The sequence below is a fragment of the Sedimentibacter sp. MB35-C1 genome, from assembly GCF_030913635.1.
In the GTDB taxonomy this organism is placed as follows: Bacteria; Bacillota; Clostridia; order Tissierellales; family Sedimentibacteraceae; genus Sedimentibacter.
This window is the reverse complement of sequence record NZ_CP133188.1, coordinates 1,037,111-1,054,143: the sequence shown is the minus strand read 5'-3', so window position 1 is coordinate 1,054,143 and position 17,033 is coordinate 1,037,111. Positions and strand designations below refer to the sequence as shown.

The window sequence follows — 17,033 nt, the reverse complement described above, 5'->3', positions numbered from 1 at the left end:
GCACTCAGCCAACTATTTGTAAGGTAATATGATTCCGTTAAAAAACAAGTAACCCATAAGCCGTACAAGCATATTATAAGGTAAAAGCCACTCGTGAATAACGCTGGCTGTATAAATATATTGAACGGGGCAGAACCTGCACTTTGGTGCATGGCTGCCCTAAATTATATAACAGTGTTTATTTTTTAAACAAATACCATACTCTTGAATCGATTTCATATTTCAGCTCATATATATCCTTGCCCTTGTGCTGACACACAAAAACAATTCGTCTGTTTCCAACTATTTTTTCTTCGTATATTTTTAGAACTTTTTCTATGTTAACAACAATATCATCAAATCTGAATTTAATGGGTTGTATACTTCCATCCGAGTTAAATATAGCCATCATTTTTATTGGCTGATTAAGAAGCTTCATATTTTCACCTTCCTACAAAGTACTGCTCATATCCGGATATTCATCATCCGGATAACCGCCCAAAATCGGTGTTAATTCATTATTTGCAAAAACTCCTCTGATCACAGAAGTATCACCGTATTTTTTACGAATAACATCTATTACCTTATCCAATTTTTCATTGTTCAACTCATTGCGGTCTTTGAATATACTTAATTGCTGAAAATTTGCTAATTCTAAATCTGAGACAGAAACTCCCAATTGACGGACAGGCCTCTTATTCCAACACCTGTCAAACAATATGCAAATATTTTTATAAATTTCATTAGTACAACTTGTAAAGTATAATAATTTTTTTTGCCGTAAAGTATAATTAAAATCTTTGTCTTTAATTCCGATACTTACAACCCTGCACATCATATCAGCCTCTCTCAGCCTACACGCAGTCATCTCCACAAGACTGAGAATTATTGCATGAGCTGTCTCAGTGTCCGTAACATCAAACTTTAAAGTACTGCTGTTTCCTATACTTTTAATTGCATCCCTGCCTTTAAAAGTTGAATCGTCTCTTCCCCAGGCATAATTATAAATTAAGCGTCCATGAGATTTAAACAATGACGATATCATATTATAATCCGATTTTGCAAGATCACCTATTGTATAAATGCCCAATTTATTTAGCTTTGGCTTGGTTTTTCGTCCCACCATAAATAAATCCTCAATAGGCAGCGGCCAAAGCTTTTCTTCTACTTCCTCCGGAAATATAGTATGACATTTATCAGGTTTCTCCAAATCTCCAGCCTGCTTGGCAAGAAGTTTATTTTCTGAAACTCCCACATTAACAGTATAACCAAAATTATCGTAGACACCTCTTCTTATTACGTGAGCCAGACTTAATGCTTTATTTTTGCCCAAATCGGTAAATCTTAAAAAACACTCATCTATGCTGAAAACCTGTACGTCGGGTGTAAAAGTATTAAGATATTCACGCAAAGACTTGCTCGCCCTAACATATACTTGATAGTTCGGAGGCACCACAAATAAATTAGGGCAAAGCTTCCTGGCTTCCATAAGCGACATGCCTGTCTGTATCTTATATTTTTTGGCAGGTATAGATTTTGCTAAAACTATGCCATGTCTGTTTTTTTCATTTCCTCCTACCACAGACGGGATTTTAAGTATATCTCTTTCTATTCCGGTCTGCATTTCATATGCAGCAGTCCAAGACAAGAATGCAGAATTCACATCTATATGCATAACAATCATAAAAACACCCTTTTATCGAACTTATGTTCGTTTAGCATTATTATAACACAAGTTAAGGATTTTAAAAGAGCAAATTTTTCTGTAAATATATTTTTTAATGTAATATATGGCAAAATAATGTAAAACATCCTGAATATAAACATAGGATTTGTTAATATTTTAGAAAATAGAAAAAGAATGGCTACTACTATATTTCAAGTATAACCATTCTTTTTCATATATTTTATATCACATATAATGAAATCATGCTCTATTGTATGTAAATGTAAATATTTAAAATTAACTTATCCATGCATTTCCTTGTTTTTCTATTTCCCATTTTCCATTTTTATACTTTACAACTGTACCATCGTAACCAATTGCACCAAGCCCAGAGCGCCATTTAGATATATCCATAATTATAGAATTTCTTTTTATAGGCTCATCTTCAATTTCAAATAATATGCCTTCTTCAAAGTATAAATCCTTAACATACCCTTTTTCTTTAAGTTCCTCAATCGTCATATCTAAAACTGTAAAACCATAATTCTCAAGTTCTTTTAATAGTTCTGCTTTTTCTTCATCATTTAAATTAACTATTAAAGATGTATCTATAGCAATATATTTTATATTGCTGTTAAGAGCGCTGTCTTCTTCATACAATTTATCAATAACTGTTGTATATGCTCCCACTTTATCAACTTCTCCACTTTGCGTACACGCTGCTGTAAATACAGTAATAGATAAAATAAGTAGTATAAACATTTTTCTTACAATAAATTTATTCTTCATTATATCGCCTTCCATGTTATACCCTCCATATTATTTATATAAATAGACGAAGATTATTTAGTTTTGTTCCATTTTACTGTTGACAATCCATAATATAAAAATCAACGATAGAATTTAACATATTTGCAGAAAAAAACAATGCCAATCAGCATTGTATCCTGTTTCACGGATTCATTTTCTGTCTATATAGTACCTAACTGTGCTGTAAAGCATATAAAATGTTGAAGCTACAATTGTCCCCATACTAATCAATAATAAAAATTTATCCATTAACGACCCTCCGCCATATATCTATTTAATTAGACGCATCACATTTAAAAAATGTTTCATAAATTACTTAAATTTTTATTTTTACGTGCACTTTTTTCCTTTTTTCAATGTATTTTCGTCTAATTGTTAAATTATTTTAATAAAAGCAAAGCATTACATGCTGCGGATTATATGGTAAAATTAATATTATACTTTTAGGAGAATGCAATGAATATTAGGCAAATAAGAGATTTAACTGTAATAGATTTTGATGAGAATAGATTTTTAGGTATTGCATGTGACTCATGCGGAGGAATAGGATTAAAGGAGCATGATGTTGTAAAGGTAGAACCTAAGGTTTCAGCATATCATACAGGCAAGGTTGTTCTTGCAGAGCTTATGAGCATGGGCTTCGTTCCTCTCATTATGGCTGACGGGCTTGCCGTTGAAATGAACGACACAGGTAAACAGCTTATCGAAGGTTTCAATGAAGTTATATCAAAGGTTAAATCGACAAAAATACACCTGACAGGCAGCACAGAGGAAAACATACCCACAGTTCAGACTTCAATGGGTATTACCTGCATAGGCATGTGTGAAAAAAGCAAATTAAAATATAAAAAAACCTCAAAAAATGATATTTGCATGCTTATAGGACTTCCCTTAGTAGGAAATGACGTTGTTAATAACCCGGACAAAATATTAGATATTGATGATTTTGAAAAGTTATATCTATGTAAACATATAAAAGAAATGCTTCCAATAGGATCAAGAGGAACCGGTGCTGAACTGGCAGATTTATGCGAATACAACAATCTCAAAATTAAGTACTCCGATAATATCTGCATAAACCTAAAACAATCCGGGGGACCTTCGTGCAGCTGTATTGTAACTGCAGACAAGCAACATGCCGACGAAATAAAAAATCTTATTAATAAGCCGTTTAATTTAATAGGAACATTTTATTAATGCAACTTGATTATTAAAGAATTAAGTCAAAATTAAAAATCCCGGATACAAAAACCGGGATTTTTAATTTACTTCATTTGTCCTATAATTCTTTCTGCCATTATCAATATTCTTATTGCCGTTAGCGGCAGGTTCAGCCCCGTATTGTCACCAACAACAATTTTTTCGTCAACCCATCTCTGCACATGTTGGCGAGCCCATTCGGGCAAGTATTGCCTGCGCAGCTGTCAGGCAAAAATTTTCATTTTTAGTCATTATCATTACTACCTTCCGGGCTGCAAAACAAATCAATGCGATAAATTACTTTTTGTCCTCTATCGCACAATATGCAATATAAAAGCCATATATAGAGCTATTCAAATTAATTATACCAAAAAAAGATCTCTCAGCGAGATCTTCAGATTAATTTATAGTGCGGCTTTTCTTCGTTAAACAGCTTCCATCTAAGCCAGTCATCCAGAATTATGGCAGGCAGAGCCAGAATAACCCATATTATACTGTATTGGAGACTTATCTGCCCCAATAAATTGTGCGGTAGATCGCTGTAGTCCCAGACATTCAGCTTCAGCCATACATTCAATATTAAGCCCGCTATGAATTCTATGCCTGTTACAATGGCAGCTGCTATAATTTGCTGTTTCCACAGAGGCATTTGAAATGTAAAGTATTCATTAATAAGCCCTATCAGCACAAAGCATATGCCTCCAACAACAAACATGCTTATATGGCTGTAACCCCGCCATAATATTTCCAGCATATAGTATATAACTCCTCCTATTACAAACAACGTCAAATTTTTACATATACGTTTCACATTATCACCCCATATATTACTATGCCGGTGAATTGTTCTTAAGTAATACTATTTGGAACTTTGTATTTTATAGTTCTTTCCTGGAACTTAACTATTCTCAATCGTATCACAGGAGTCTATATTACTGGATTTGTTATATATATACACAGCAAATAAAATAACAGCTGTTCCTATAATTTGAAGCCATGTTAATTTAGTTTTTAGTATAATATATGACAGCACAATTGTGAATATAGGCTCTAATAGGGATATGACAGAAACCCGCCCGACAGAAAGCAAAGATACTGCCTTCATAAACGCAAAGAAGCCAACAACCGTAGACCAAAATGCAAGAATACTTAAATAAAAAATAATCTTTGGTTCAAGTATAATCGTAAATTCATTATTTATCATGCTGTACACAAAATAGACACTTGAACATACAAAACATAAATACATTGTCAGCACCGCCGAATCAATGCCGGCAATATATTTTTTTGTATAAATCATGTATACAGCGCTGATAAAAGCAGCTGTTATTACATACACAATCCCCTTGACTTCAAGTGACTCCCAAGGAGCATACAAGACGATTGCCGTTCCCATAAAGGAAAGTGTAATTCCTACAATTTTTTGCTTTGTAATTTTTTCATTTAAAAATAACCTTGCAAGCAGCAATACAAATAATGGATAACAGTAATAAATAATTTCTCCGATTGATGGAGAAACATATCTGAACGCTGAAAAAAATGAAATACACTGTATACTGTAAATAGTGCCTGCAACACATATGTACCAAAATTCCTTTTTAGTTCTGAGAATATCTTCCCTCTTTGAAATTATACAATATACAAAAAATATCATTCCTGCTATAAAAAACCTATAAAACAGCATAGTCGATGGAGAAACCCCACCAGAGATTCCTATGCCGGCAAGTATAGGTATTATACTGAAGCCAAGAGTTGCAATAATTGCATATATAATACCATTGCTTCTTAATTTCATTTTATAACCCTCCGATATAAACTTCCCATTCAGTTGTAATCGTTTTCAAGTATGTTATTCCCAAATGCAATCTACTTTTTCCGACAGAAATCAAAATAAACTAAAAAGCAAATCCGGAAACATTGCTCCAAATTTGCCCCAAAGTGCATTCATTAAATTAATCCATGCCGTATTTCTTTTTAAATCTGTCAACTCTACCGCCTTTGTCAACAAACTTTTGTTTGCCGGTAAAGAACGGATGACATTCTGAGCATATTTCAACTTTGATTTCGTCAAGTACTGAACCTGTTTCAAATGTATTTCCACATGCGCATTTAACAGTAACTGTTTTATAATCCGGATGTATTCCTTTCTTCATCCTGTTCACCTCTTTCTCGCTCTATATTAATTAATTAAATAGTATTATCAATTTACCTTCAGTATTATAACATACAAAAAAATATATTACAATATTTTTTTGTATGTTATTTTTTAATAGTTCCTGTCATCAAAATCATTCTTCATCTTATCAATATTTAGCAGCTGGGAAGATGCCTGCCTAATAAATTCATCGTTGGTCTTGGTTTTTACCAAACCATCTATTAATCTTTCTGTAACGTCAGCAACAGAAAAATTGCTCATTGCCTTTCTAAGCTGCCAAATTGTCTGAAGTTCTTCTGTATTTAGCAAAAGTTCTTCTCTTCGTGTACCAGATTTGTTAATATCTAAAGCAGGGAATATTCTTTTTTCTGACAGCTTTCTATCAAGATGAATTTCCATATTTCCCGTACCTTTAAATTCTTCAAATATCATGTCGTCCATTCGGCTTCCGGTTTCAATAAGGGCACTTGCTAAAATTGTCAGACTGCCGCCTTCTTCAATATTTCTGGCTGCTCCGAAAAACCTTTTTGGTCCGTACAATGCACCTGGGTCAAGCCCTCCTGATAATGTCCTTCCTGTTGGAGTTATAGTAAGGTTATATGCTCTCGAAAGTCTTGTAATACTGTCTAAAAGTATCAATACATCCTTACCTTGCTCAACAAGCCTTTTTGCTCTTTCGAGAACCATTTCTGCAACTTTTATATGGTTTTTTGGAAGCTCGTCAAACGTAGAATACACAACATCACCCTTGACACTTCTCTTCATATCAGTGACTTCTTCCGGGCGTTCATCTATTAAAAGCATTATAATTTCTATATCCGGGTAATTTTCCGAAATGCTGTTTGCAATATTCTTCAGAATTGTTGTCTTACCTGCCTTTGGAGGGGCTACAATCATACCTCTTTGTCCTTTTCCTATAGGCGCAATTAAGTCTATCAATCTCATGGTTATATTAAAGGAAGAGCTTTCAAGCCTAATTCTTTCATCGGGATATATAGGAACAAGTGAGTCAAAATCTTTTCTGTTTCTTGCTAATTCAGGATTTTCGTCGTTTACCTGCTTAACGTATAACAGGGCTTTAAATTTTTCGCCTTGTTTTGGCGGTCTTGTTATTCCCGTTATTTTATCTCCGGTCTTCATATGAAATCTTCTTATTTGAGAAGGGGATATATAAACATCTTCATCGCTGGTAAGATAATTATTTGTTCTTAAAAAACCGTAACCGTCCGGATGTGTTTCCAGAATGCCCATTACTTTGACGGCATCATCTCCGCTGGATTCAATTTCTTCAACAATCTTATCGGGAAGGTTTGATATATTTACCTCCGCATTAGATGTATTGTTTTCATTTTCAAAATTTTCTAAATTCTTGGCACGTTCCGTAAAATTGCTCGCACTGTTTTTTTCTTTTTCTACTAACTTCTTGTCGTCGTCTTTATGTGAATGATTTGATTTATTTGAACTGTTATAATATTCATTTAATTTTTTTAGCAATTCATCTTTTTTATATTTATAAGCATCACGCATTCCTTTTGACTTTGCCAGCTCCTTCAATTCCGAAAGCTTTAAACCGGCTAAATTGTCTTTATCCATAAAATCCTCCGTTCTATTCAATTCAATTTTAATAATCTATGGAATATATAAGATAAGTGCTCGATAAGTGTTACAATAATATCATTTAATTTTTCAATAGTCAAGAGATTTAATTCAAAAATAATTACTTTTTGTTAATTTTTTAACTAATGTATTGCTTTTTATTTTTTTAGTAATATAATAATGTTATAGAACTATTGTGAGGTTTAATATGGTTGATTTGAAAATATGCGTTGGAAGTGCATGTCACCTAAAAGGTTCATATGATGTAATAGATGCGTTTAAAAACTGTGTGCGAACAAGAAACGTATCAGGTAAAGTTGAAATCAAGGCTGCGTTTTGTCTTGGACATTGTACTGAAGCAGTTTCTGTTATGTTTATGGACAAAATTTTTTCAGTAAACAAAGAAACTGCAGATAAGTTTTTTGACGAAGTTGTTATGGAAAGTCTGAGGAGTTAATATGAGAATTTTAGATTTTTATCCGGCTAATTGCAAAAATTGTTATAAATGTGTCAGAAACTGTTCTGTAAAAGCAATCAAAATGATTGACGATCAGGCGCAAATCGTAGAAGACAAATGTATTGCATGCGGAACCTGTTTTTTGGTTTGCCCACAAAATGCCAGAAATATTCACAGCGATTTGGAAAATGTGTTTAACGCTGTTAAGGACGGTCGAAAAGTAATTGTATCTATTGCCCCATCATACCTTGGAGTTTATGAAGAACCGTATAAATTAATATCTGTGCTTAAGCATCTTGGTGCAGCATTAGTTGAGGAAACTTCAATAGGAGCAGCAAAGGTCACCGAACTCTACAAAAAATATGTATCTGATACAAGTTTAAATAATGTAATTACAACATGCTGCCCTACTGTAAACATGATGGTGCAGACGTATTATCCTGACCTGATAAAATATTTAATTCCTTTGGATTCTCCCATGATTGCTCATTGTAAAATGATAAGAAAGCGCCACGGCAGCGAAGCCTATATTGTATTTCTCGGCCCTTGTATTTCAAAAAAATGCGAAGCCTACGGCTACCAGCTTTCAGGCGTTATTGACGGAGTTATTTCTTTTGAAGAACTTGACAAGCTGTTAGAATCGAAAAATATAGATATATCTTCTTTTAATGAAACCTATCCTGATTTAGAGGGAAATTTTACAGGAAAAAAATATCCGTTGGAAAATGGTATTCTTTCAGGTATGAAGGATGTAATTTCAGAAAGCCCCTTTACTCCCCTAACTATATCGGGAACAGATAATTTAATCGGAGCTTTTGACGCTTTGTCCAAGGGTGATCTGTCAAATGTAATCATTGAAGCAAACAGCTGCATAGGAAGCTGCCTTGGCGGCCCTGCCGTGCCGAAAAAGAGCAAAAACGTCTTTGTCAGAAAAACAAAGACCAAGTCAAGGATACACCCTCTGAGGAGTAAAAACTTTGAAAATTATAGCGATGAAGAAGCCACACTTGATTTCAGCCGTCATTTCAGGAACAAACAATATATTCACCCGTCATACACAGAAGATGATATAAGGGCTGTTCTTGAAAAGACAGGCAAGCACACAAAATCAGACGAGCTTAACTGCGGAGCATGCGGCTATGATACCTGCAGAGAAAAGGCAGTGTCTGTTCTTGAAGGATTGTCATACCCTCAGATGTGCATGCCTTACATGAGGATCGAGGCGGAAAAAATTTCGAATATCTACTTTGAATATTCACCTAGTATCATTGTTATTGTTGATTTTAATTTAAATATACTTGACCTGAATCCGGTAGGAGAAAAAGCATTTCATATTTCTGCTTCTAAAATTAGGAATAAGCCTGTTTCATCAATTATTTCTCCGGAAAATTTTGCTGATGCCATAAATTCAGGAACAAATATGGTGGCAAAAAAGATTTTCCTTGAAAACTATGGTATAACCGTCCATGAACGAATTATTTGCCTTCCCAAAAATAAAATTTTGTTTGGAATATTAAATGATATAACGGCAGAAGAAATGAAAAAAGAACAGATTATAAACTTAAAACTTAACACCCTTGAAACAGCTGACAGAGTAATTGAAAAGCAAATGCGAGTAGCTCAAGAAATTGCTGGATTAATGGGTGAAATAACAGCTGAGACAAAAGCTGCTCTTATTAAATTAAAAAAGGTCGTTTTAGAGGAAAGTGAAAAGTAATGGAGAACTTCATAGATATAAATTATAAAAGCATTAATAAGTACACAGAGGAACTGTGCGGCGACAGAGTTGAATACAGCTGCGATGACGGAGAATACATCATTGTCTTATCTGACGGACTGGGGAGCGGTGTCAAGGCAAACATACTTGCAACAATGACTACCAAGATTACCGTGACAATGCTTAAAAACGGAGCATCCATCGAGGATACTATTGATACCATAATAAATACTCTCCCTGAATGCAAGGTCAGAAAGCTTGCATATTCAACATTCACTATTATTAAAATAGATAAAAACAACAACGTATACATTGCTGAGTATGACAATCCGCCCTACTTTTATTTTTCACAAAAAAAGATTATTCCTGTTGAAAAAGCAGAAAGAAAAATAGGTAATAAGAAAATATATGAATCCAATATTAAGCTGGAAGAAAACGACACTCTCTGTGTCGTCAGCGACGGTGCAATTCACGCGGGAATAGGCCAGATGCTTAATCTCGGATGGTCATGGGATGAAGTCAACGAGTACCTGAAAAATCTAAACAACTTAAACAGCTCATCACAGATTATCAATAACAACTTCATCGGAGTCTGCAGAAATTTGTACAACAATAGGCCCGGTGATGATACTACAATACTGACAATAAAATCTAGAAGACCTGAAATTGTAGATTTATTTGTAGGTCCTCCGGCCAACAAATCAAAGGATTCGGCATTGGCAGAAATTATGAATGAAAGCAAAAATATAAAAATAATATGCGGCGGAACCACCGCTCTCATAGCTGAACGAGAACTCGGAAAAACTCTTAGTGTGGATCTTGATTCCATGAAGCAGGATGTTCCTCCAATAGCCTACATGGATGGATTTGATCTTGTTACGGAAGGGGTTCTAACTCTTGGCAGAACTCTTGATAATATTAAAAAAATCAATATATCTGACTGTGATAATGTAATAGATTACAGCAGCTACGACGGATGCTCCATATTGACACGAATGCTCTCCGATATGGCAACTCATATTAACTTTTATATAGGAAGAGCCGTAAACCCTGCTCACCAGAATACAGGATTCCCAATGGGATACAGCATTAAGCAAAATATTCTTGACGCTTTGATTGAAGAATTAAAAAAGGCAGGCAAAAAAATAAATATTATGTACTTATAAGGTACAGCCAATCGAAAATAGTAATGTTTCGATTGGCTGTTTTTATTTATTCTTTATTTAACATATGCGTAATCAGGCTTTTTATCCAATACATGAGTTGTGTCTATAAAGCGGATTGTCCCGGATTTTGAACGTGTAACTACTGATGATGTCCTTGCTCTGTTGTTCGCCATATATCTCACACCCTTCAGAAGCTCTCCGTCGGATACCCCTGTAGCTGCAAAAATAATGTCATCACCTTTAGCCAAATCTTCCATTACAAGAACTCTGCTCCAATCATCTCCAGCCATTTCTCTGCATCTTCTTTCTTCTTCCTCATTGTCAGGTCTTAAAATTCCCTGGAATTCTCCTCCGAGGCACTTAATGGCCGCCGCTGAAATCACTCCTTCAGGAGCGCCTCCCTTGCCAACAAACATATCCACCCCGGATTCACTGAAGCATGTTGCTATGGCAGCCGCAACGTCTCCGTCTCCGAACAGCTTTATCCTTGCTCCGACACTTCTTGCACCTTCTATTAAGTGCTGGTGTCTTTCTCTATCCTGCATTATTACTGTTAATTCTGTAATATCTTTCTTCAATGCTTTAGCCACATTGTAAAGATTTTTCTCGATAGAAGCAGTTATATCAATACAATTTTTTGCTTTCGGTCCAACGGCAATTTTATCCATATACATATCAGGGGCGTGGAGCAGACAGCCTTTAGGGGCAACAGCAACAACAGCCAATGCTCCTGGAAGTCCCTTTGCAACTAGCTTTGTTCCGTCAAGAGGATCAACAGCAATATCAATTTCTGGTGCTCCTTCCTCCCAAGTTCCTATCTTTTCGCCGATATATAGCATCGGCGCCTCATCAAGCTCTCCTTCTCCTATAACCACAGTACCTGAAATATCCAAAACCTGAAACATGCTTCTCATACCGTCAACTGCCGCTTGATCGGCTATTTCCTTGTTTCCCCTGCCCATATACTTGCCACATCCTAAGGCTGCAGCTTCTGTTACTCTCACTATATTCAAAGCTAATTCTCTATCCATTTTTCTCTCCCGTAAATTTTATTGTATACTTTTTATTTTAAATTAGTATATAAGTTACAATATTTCATATAAAGTTATACTATAAATAGCTCAATTTTTCCACCCAATTTAGTGTTTTTTTTAAATTGTTTCAGATAATTAATATATTTAGGATATTTTGGAGAAAAAATATTTATATAGCCTTTCTAGCAAAAGTAAATACGTTTGCAATAACAATGTAACTGTGGCATAATATTAAAAAGTGCGAAAGGAATGGTGATATAATGAAAATGTTAATAGGCGGACAACAAAAAGACTCTTTTAGCGGCAAATCCATAAACATATTTAACCCTGCAACTCAAAAGTTAATTGATACAGTTCCTGACTCATCAAAAGAAGATTTGGACCTGGCATTGAAGCATTCACTAAACGGTAAAAAAATATGGGGAGAAACGCCTCTGCATGAACGTTCAAGAATTTTATTGAAATTTATTGATAATGTAAGCGAACATGTTGATGAACTTGCTGAACTTTTATGCAAGGAGACCGGAAAACCAATAAAAGAGGCAAAGGCCGAGGTAAGCCTTGTTCCCGTTATATTCAGACGTTTTCTGGAGGGAGCAAATCATCTTTATGGAATAACCCTTCCTGACAGTCAGCCGGGAGGAGAAAATGACATAATATATACACGCAGAGAGCCTTTGGGAACTGTCGTATGCATTATTCCATTCAATTTTCCTGCTTCAACATATGCATACAAGGTTGCACCGGCTCTGACAACAGGAAATTCAGTTATTGTTAAACCACCCTCTGACAATCCCTTGACTCTTATTAAAATAACAGAACTTCTTGTAGAATGTGGCATTCCGGGAGATGTCCTGCAAATTGTAACAGGCAGCGGTTCGGTTGTTGGAAAATACCTTGTAGGAAGCACCGAAATTGATGCTGTAAGTCTTACGGGAAGCACAGCGGTAGGTATCGAAACGGCAAAGCAGGCTGCAGCAAATCTTCACCGCGTATTTCTGGAACTTGGCGGAAATGACGCAATGATTATTTATGAAGATGCTGATATGGATTTAGCTCTACAGAATGCAATAATGGCCAGAACAACAAACTCAGGGCAGATATGCATTGCAACGAAAAGATTCATTGTTCAGAACTCAATTAAGGAAGAGTTTGCTAAGCAGCTTGTTAATAGGCTAAGTAAAATAAAAATCGGAGACCCTATGGATCCTACATCTGAAATGGGGTGCCTGATTAACGAAAAAGCCGCCCTTGAAGTTAAAAAGCAAGTAGATTATACTATCAGTCAGGGTGCGAAATGCTCATGCGGAGGAAATATAATAAATAAAACATTTTTTGAGCCAACTGTACTGACAAATGTAACTCCTAACATGGATATCTCTAAAGATATGGAGGTTTTTGGGCCTGTCTTCCCTATAATAGGCTTTAATACAATGGAGGAAGCCGTTGAAATACATAATTCCTCTGTATATGGCCTTAACGGCGGCATTATGACCTGTGATACCAGCAAAGCCTTGAAAACAGCATATAGAATAGAATGTGGCAGTGTTGTACTGAATGGAACAGGAAGGTACAGACACCCGGATATTGCTTTCGGAGGATATAAGATGAGCGGTATAGGAAGAGAGGGTGTCAGCGCAACATTGGAAGAATTGACTCAGGTTAAGACAATAATTATAAAAGGAATACTCGGCTGATTCCGACAATATTAGTACATTCGCAGAGAATTTCTAATTTAATAATTATTTCAGTACCAATTGACTATATGAGGCAGATATTGTAAAATAATATAAGGCAAAGAATTATAATTATGGAGGGTATAATGGAAAAATTAATTATTACTGCATGCTTAACAGGAGCAGAAGTAACAAGAGAACAACAACCCAATCTTCCTCTTACACCGGATGAAATTGCCGAAGCAGCCTATGAATGCTATAAGGCAGGCGCATCAATGGTGCATGTCCATGCCAGAGACAAGGAAGGCAATCCGACACAGGATTATGAAGTTTATAAGGAAATAAAGGAAAAAATCGAAGCCAAATGCAACATTATATTCCAGCCTTCAACTGGTGGAGCAGTATGGCATACTCCTCAGCAAAGAATGCAGCCCATAGAACTTAAGCCTGAAATGGCAACATTGAGTATGGGAACATGCAATTTTGGTGATGATGTGTTTATGAACACAGAGGAAAACATAAGATTATTTGCAAAAAGAATGAATGAACTTGGAGTTAAGCCTGAGCTTGAATGCTTTGAAAAAGGAATGGTTGATACGGCAGTCCGCTTTGGTAAAAAAGGATTGATAAATACTCCGATGCACTTTGACTTTGTGTTGGGAGTCCCCGGAGCAATGGGTGGAGAATTGAGAGATTTGTTGTACATGATAGATTCTGTTCCTACAGGATCAACATGGACCGTTGCAGGCGTTGGGAGATACCAGCTTCCATTGAATATGGCCGCCATAATGCTTGGCGGACACGCAAGAACAGGCTTTGAAGACAATATATATTATTCAAAAGGTGTGCTGGCAAAATCAAATGCCCAACTGGTAGAAAGACTTGCACGTCTTTCAAAAGAATTCGGAAGAGAAGTAGCTACTCCGGATGAAGCAAGAGTTATACTAGGACTGCGCTAGCAGAATTATAAATAAAGGAGATTTTCAACAGTCCGCAGTTCAGTGCGGTAACCTGTTAAAAATCTCCTTTTTCATATTTTTTGTTATTGTTCCATTGCAAGTTCCACCAGTTTTACAATCAGGTCTTTATATTCTATACCTATTTTCTTAAGCATTGACGGATACCTGCTCAGGTCAGTTAAACCCGGTATCGTATTGATTTCGTTAAGATAAATTTGATTTTCCGGCGTAACAAACATATCAACTCTTGACATTCCTTTACAGCCCAGTGCAATGTACGTTTTTTCTGCAATCTGTTTAGCTTGTATTTTAAGTTCGTCGCTGATTCTTGCGGGACAATATATTTTTGAATTATGCTGACTATACTTTTCAACATAATCAAAAAAGTCATTCTTTGTTTCTATTTCATCAACTTCACCAATTATCAAATCCTCATTCCCTACTACAGCACAACCTATTTCAAATCCATCGATCATTTTTTCTATTATAAGCTTATTATCATATTCAAATGCTTCCATAACACCCTTTTCAAATTCATCATAATTCCTAACTTTGCTTATTCCAAGAGATGAGCCATTGTTTGCAGGTTTTATGAACATAGGAACAGAAAGTTTTTCATATGCCTCTTCATAAAGCTTCTTTATATTAAGTTTGCTTGAATTTACGGCCGATATATACGGCGCTGTTGCAATTCCAGCGTTTTCACAAACAATATGAGTAAATTCCTTATCCATGCACACAGCGGACGAAGTCATATTGCACCCTACAAAAGGAATTCCCGTCATTTGACAAAGTCCCTGAATTGTTCCGTCTTCGCCGTTTCTTCCGTGAAGAACTGGGAAGATGCAGTCTATCTCTATTTTTTCAAATGTATTGTTGGAATTAAGCTTTATCAGTCCTCTAAATTCATTGCCCATGCTGAGAAGTACAGGTCTTAAATCACCCTTGTGCCATGAGTCATCGTTTATTCTGTCAGAAGAACCCTCATACAAAAGCCATCGACCCTCCTGTGTTATCCCAACAAGGGTGACATCAAACATCTCGTCAGGGACATTGTTGATTATTGCAGCAGCAGAGTGCAATGAAACCGAGTATTCATCGGATTTACCTCCAAACAATATTGCTAATTTAGTTTTCATTTGTTTCCCTCCAATTCTTTAGTGTGCTTGCTATATACTCAAGTTTTAAAAATCTGGATCCCTTAACCAAAATTGAACAGTCTTCATTCAAATATTTTTTTAAGTGTTCAGAAGCTTCTTCCTTGGTATCAAACTCGACTATACTTTGTATATTAGTATTTTCTCTTGCTCCTTTTGCTATAAACTTTGCTTCACGCCCTATTGTAATGAGTTCGTCAATGTGATGTGAAACCAAATCCCTGCCAACTGTATAGTGCATGTCATGACTCATTTCTCTATATCCCAGCATGTCCCCCAGCACAGCTATTTTCTTATGAGATTCTATAAGCTCAAATATATCAAGAGCCGCTGAAATACTTACCGGGTTCGATTTGTAGCAGTCATTAAGTATTGTGCAGCTGTTTATTTTAATAATTTCATTTCTAAGCCCTGTTTTTTCTATTTTTAAAAGCCCCTGGCGTATTTCCTCAGGTGTCATTCCAAATTCTTTTGCGGCAAGTATTGCAGCCATTGAATTTAACGCTTGATGCTTTCCGAGCATATCCGCATAAAGCTCTCCAAAGCCTTCATCATTTACTTTAAATTTTATTCCATCTATGCTTTCACTGAATTCCTTCAAATATAATGTATTATTTTTATCGGTACCGAAGGTCTGCTTTCTTATGCTGTCCCTTATTTCAGTCTGTCTGACAGTGCTTTCAATCAAAGGGTCGTCTCCAAAATAAATGAACAGTCCATTATCTTTTATACCGTTCACTATTTCAAGCTTGGTTTTTGCAATTTCTTCAATAGAAGGAAAGTTATCTATATGTACAAGACCGACACTGGTTATAATGCCAACATCAGGCTGAACAAGCTTTGTTAGAAAATCTATCTCTCCCTTTCTTTCCATGCCCATTTCAATAACTGCCGCCTCACAGTCCTCATCCAAACTCAGAAGCGTATACGGAACACCTATCTCCGTATTGTAATTACCAATGGTTTTTTGAGTCTTAAATCTTTGAGACAGAATACTTGCCGTTATATCTTTTGTAGATGTCTTACCGTTACTTCCGGTAACTCCAACTATTTTCGCTTTTAATTCGTTCCTATATGCAAAAGCAAGCTCCTGTAAAGCCTTTACTGTATCATCAACCAGAATCACCGCAATATCCTCGGGAGGGTTTGGTTCGCTCTTGTTCCACAAAGCTGCCGAAGCACCATTTTTAACTGCATCATTAATGTATGTATGACCATTCACAGTCATTCCTTTAATAGGTACAAACAAATTATTTTCGCACACATTTCTCGAATCTATACTTACTCCGCATATAACTCTGTCATAATCAAAACTGCCTGTAATCTCTGCTTTTAAAATATCCGCAGCATCCTTTATTTTAAGTTTTATCATTTGAAAACCTCTTTATTGGTTTAGTTTATTAAATTAATTATATTGTAATTAGCATTTATAATCAATAAAAAATATAGATATAAAATATT

Annotated in this window: 16 protein-coding genes; 6 read left to right on the top strand and 10 right to left on the bottom strand. The window is 35.6% G+C overall.

Translation table 11 applies throughout. From position 1 onward, the window contains the following. Positions 1-178: 178 nt before the first annotated feature. The 3 genes from RBQ61_RS04810 to RBQ61_RS04800 all read right to left on the bottom strand — a co-directional run bounded on the left by RBQ61_RS04810 (position 179) and on the right by RBQ61_RS04800 (position 2,449). Entirely contained in the window at positions 179-418 is a 240-nt protein-coding gene (locus RBQ61_RS04810) for a hypothetical protein (protein ID WP_213927113.1), read from the bottom strand. A 12-nt stretch (positions 419-430) separates the two neighbouring features. After that, on the bottom strand, positions 431-1,663 hold the full coding sequence (locus RBQ61_RS04805; RefSeq protein WP_308139377.1) for a DNA polymerase IV: 1,233 nt from the start codon (positions 1,661-1,663) through the stop codon (positions 431-433). Positions 1,664-1,942: 279 nt separating this feature from the next. After that, positions 1,943-2,449 (bottom strand): hypothetical protein, encoded by a 507-nt coding sequence (locus tag RBQ61_RS04800; RefSeq protein WP_308139376.1) that lies wholly within the window; start codon positions 2,447-2,449, stop codon positions 1,943-1,945. A 462-nt stretch (positions 2,450-2,911) separates the two neighbouring features. Between RBQ61_RS04800 and RBQ61_RS04795 the strand changes: the two genes are divergently transcribed. After that, positions 2,912-3,652, top strand: coding sequence for a selenophosphate synthase (locus RBQ61_RS04795; protein WP_308139375.1), 741 nt, complete (start codon positions 2,912-2,914; stop codon positions 3,650-3,652). A 397-nt stretch (positions 3,653-4,049) separates the two neighbouring features. Here RBQ61_RS04795 and RBQ61_RS04790 read toward each other — a convergent pair whose 3' ends face one another. The 4 genes from RBQ61_RS04790 to rho all read right to left on the bottom strand — a co-directional run bounded on the left by RBQ61_RS04790 (position 4,050) and on the right by rho (position 7,403). Beyond that, a complete protein-coding gene (locus tag RBQ61_RS04790; RefSeq protein WP_308139374.1) occupies positions 4,050-4,466 on the bottom strand; it encodes a hypothetical protein in 417 nt (138 codons plus the stop codon). A gap of 87 nt (positions 4,467-4,553) precedes the next feature. After that, positions 4,554-5,450, bottom strand: a complete 897-nt coding sequence (locus tag RBQ61_RS04785; protein ID WP_308139373.1) for a DMT family transporter — start codon at positions 5,448-5,450, stop codon at positions 4,554-4,556. 157 nt (positions 5,451-5,607) lie between these two features. Beyond that, a complete protein-coding gene (gene rpmE, locus RBQ61_RS04780; protein ID WP_213927120.1) occupies positions 5,608-5,808 on the bottom strand; it encodes a 50S ribosomal protein L31 in 201 nt (66 codons plus the stop codon). Positions 5,809-5,921: 113 nt separating this feature from the next. After that, a complete protein-coding gene (gene rho / locus RBQ61_RS04775) occupies positions 5,922-7,403 on the bottom strand; it encodes a transcription termination factor Rho (protein ID WP_213927121.1) in 1,482 nt (493 codons plus the stop codon). A 211-nt stretch (positions 7,404-7,614) separates the two neighbouring features. Here rho and RBQ61_RS04770 point away from each other — a divergent pair, with 211 nt between their 5' ends. Genes RBQ61_RS04770 through RBQ61_RS04760 form a run of 3 tightly spaced genes read left to right on the top strand, consistent with a single transcriptional unit; the run spans position 7,615 to position 10,746 of the window. After that, positions 7,615-7,863 carry a (2Fe-2S) ferredoxin domain-containing protein gene (locus tag RBQ61_RS04770; protein WP_213927122.1) on the top strand — a complete coding sequence of 83 codons (249 nt, stop codon included), beginning with the start codon at positions 7,615-7,617 and terminating at the stop codon, positions 7,861-7,863. A 1-nt stretch (position 7,864) separates the two neighbouring features. Next, a complete protein-coding gene (locus tag RBQ61_RS04765) occupies positions 7,865-9,580 on the top strand; it encodes a [Fe-Fe] hydrogenase large subunit C-terminal domain-containing protein (RefSeq protein ID WP_308139372.1) in 1,716 nt (571 codons plus the stop codon). After that, positions 9,580-10,746, top strand: a complete 1,167-nt coding sequence (locus RBQ61_RS04760) for a SpoIIE family protein phosphatase (protein ID WP_308139371.1) — start codon at positions 9,580-9,582, stop codon at positions 10,744-10,746. The genes RBQ61_RS04765 and RBQ61_RS04760 overlap by 1 nt, the downstream gene beginning before the upstream one ends. Positions 10,747-10,799: 53 nt before the next feature. On the opposite strand, the gene glpX is transcribed toward RBQ61_RS04760, so the two are convergent. Next, the gene (gene glpX, locus RBQ61_RS04755; RefSeq protein WP_308139370.1) at positions 10,800-11,777 is read right to left on the bottom strand and encodes a class II fructose-bisphosphatase; all 978 of its coding nucleotides are present in this window, start codon (positions 11,775-11,777) and stop codon (positions 10,800-10,802) included. Positions 11,778-12,040: 263 nt separating this feature from the next. Between glpX and RBQ61_RS04750 the strand changes: the two genes are divergently transcribed. Both RBQ61_RS04750 and RBQ61_RS04745 read left to right on the top strand, forming a co-directional pair. After that, entirely contained in the window at positions 12,041-13,477 is a 1,437-nt protein-coding gene (locus RBQ61_RS04750; RefSeq protein ID WP_308139369.1) for an aldehyde dehydrogenase, read from the top strand. Between the two features lie 125 nt (positions 13,478-13,602). Beyond that, positions 13,603-14,415, top strand: a complete 813-nt coding sequence (locus RBQ61_RS04745) for a 3-keto-5-aminohexanoate cleavage protein (protein ID WP_308139368.1) — start codon at positions 13,603-13,605, stop codon at positions 14,413-14,415. Between the two features lie 83 nt (positions 14,416-14,498). Here RBQ61_RS04745 and RBQ61_RS04740 read toward each other — a convergent pair whose 3' ends face one another. Together RBQ61_RS04740 and murF are read right to left on the bottom strand one after the other, a co-directional pair. Further along, on the bottom strand, positions 14,499-15,554 hold the full coding sequence (locus RBQ61_RS04740; protein WP_308139367.1) for a D-alanine--D-alanine ligase family protein: 1,056 nt from the start codon (positions 15,552-15,554) through the stop codon (positions 14,499-14,501). Continuing rightward, positions 15,544-16,944: a UDP-N-acetylmuramoyl-tripeptide--D-alanyl-D-alanine ligase gene (murF, locus tag RBQ61_RS04735; RefSeq protein WP_308139366.1), complete on the bottom strand. Its 1,401-nt coding sequence runs from the start codon at positions 16,942-16,944 to the stop codon at positions 15,544-15,546. Before murF ends, RBQ61_RS04740 begins: the two co-directional genes overlap by 11 nt. Positions 16,945-17,033 lie beyond the last annotated feature (89 nt).

Coding starts and splice junctions, on each gene's coding strand:
- RBQ61_RS04810 (WP_213927113.1), bottom strand. CDS start 418: ATGAAGCTTCTTAATCAGCCAATAAAAATGATGGCTATATTTAACTCG.
- RBQ61_RS04805 (WP_308139377.1), bottom strand. CDS start 1,663: ATGATTGTTATGCATATAGATGTGAATTCTGCATTCTTGTCTTGGACT.
- RBQ61_RS04800 (WP_308139376.1), bottom strand. CDS start 2,449: ATGGAAGGCGATATAATGAAGAATAAATTTATTGTAAGAAAAATGTTT.
- RBQ61_RS04795 (WP_308139375.1), top strand. CDS start 2,912: ATGAATATTAGGCAAATAAGAGATTTAACTGTAATAGATTTTGATGAG.
- RBQ61_RS04785 (WP_308139373.1), bottom strand. CDS start 5,450: ATGAAATTAAGAAGCAATGGTATTATATATGCAATTATTGCAACTCTT.
- rpmE (WP_213927120.1), bottom strand. CDS start 5,808: ATGAAGAAAGGAATACATCCGGATTATAAAACAGTTACTGTTAAATGC.
- rho (WP_213927121.1), bottom strand. CDS start 7,403: ATGGATAAAGACAATTTAGCCGGTTTAAAGCTTTCGGAATTGAAGGAG.
- RBQ61_RS04770 (WP_213927122.1), top strand. CDS start 7,615: ATGGTTGATTTGAAAATATGCGTTGGAAGTGCATGTCACCTAAAAGGT.
- RBQ61_RS04765 (WP_308139372.1), top strand. CDS start 7,865: ATGAGAATTTTAGATTTTTATCCGGCTAATTGCAAAAATTGTTATAAA.
- RBQ61_RS04760 (WP_308139371.1), top strand. CDS start 9,580: ATGGAGAACTTCATAGATATAAATTATAAAAGCATTAATAAGTACACA.
- glpX (WP_308139370.1), bottom strand. CDS start 11,777: ATGGATAGAGAATTAGCTTTGAATATAGTGAGAGTAACAGAAGCTGCA.
- RBQ61_RS04750 (WP_308139369.1), top strand. CDS start 12,041: ATGAAAATGTTAATAGGCGGACAACAAAAAGACTCTTTTAGCGGCAAA.
- RBQ61_RS04745 (WP_308139368.1), top strand. CDS start 13,603: ATGGAAAAATTAATTATTACTGCATGCTTAACAGGAGCAGAAGTAACA.
- RBQ61_RS04740 (WP_308139367.1), bottom strand. CDS start 15,554: ATGAAAACTAAATTAGCAATATTGTTTGGAGGTAAATCCGATGAATAC.
- murF (WP_308139366.1), bottom strand. CDS start 16,944: ATGATAAAACTTAAAATAAAGGATGCTGCGGATATTTTAAAAGCAGAG.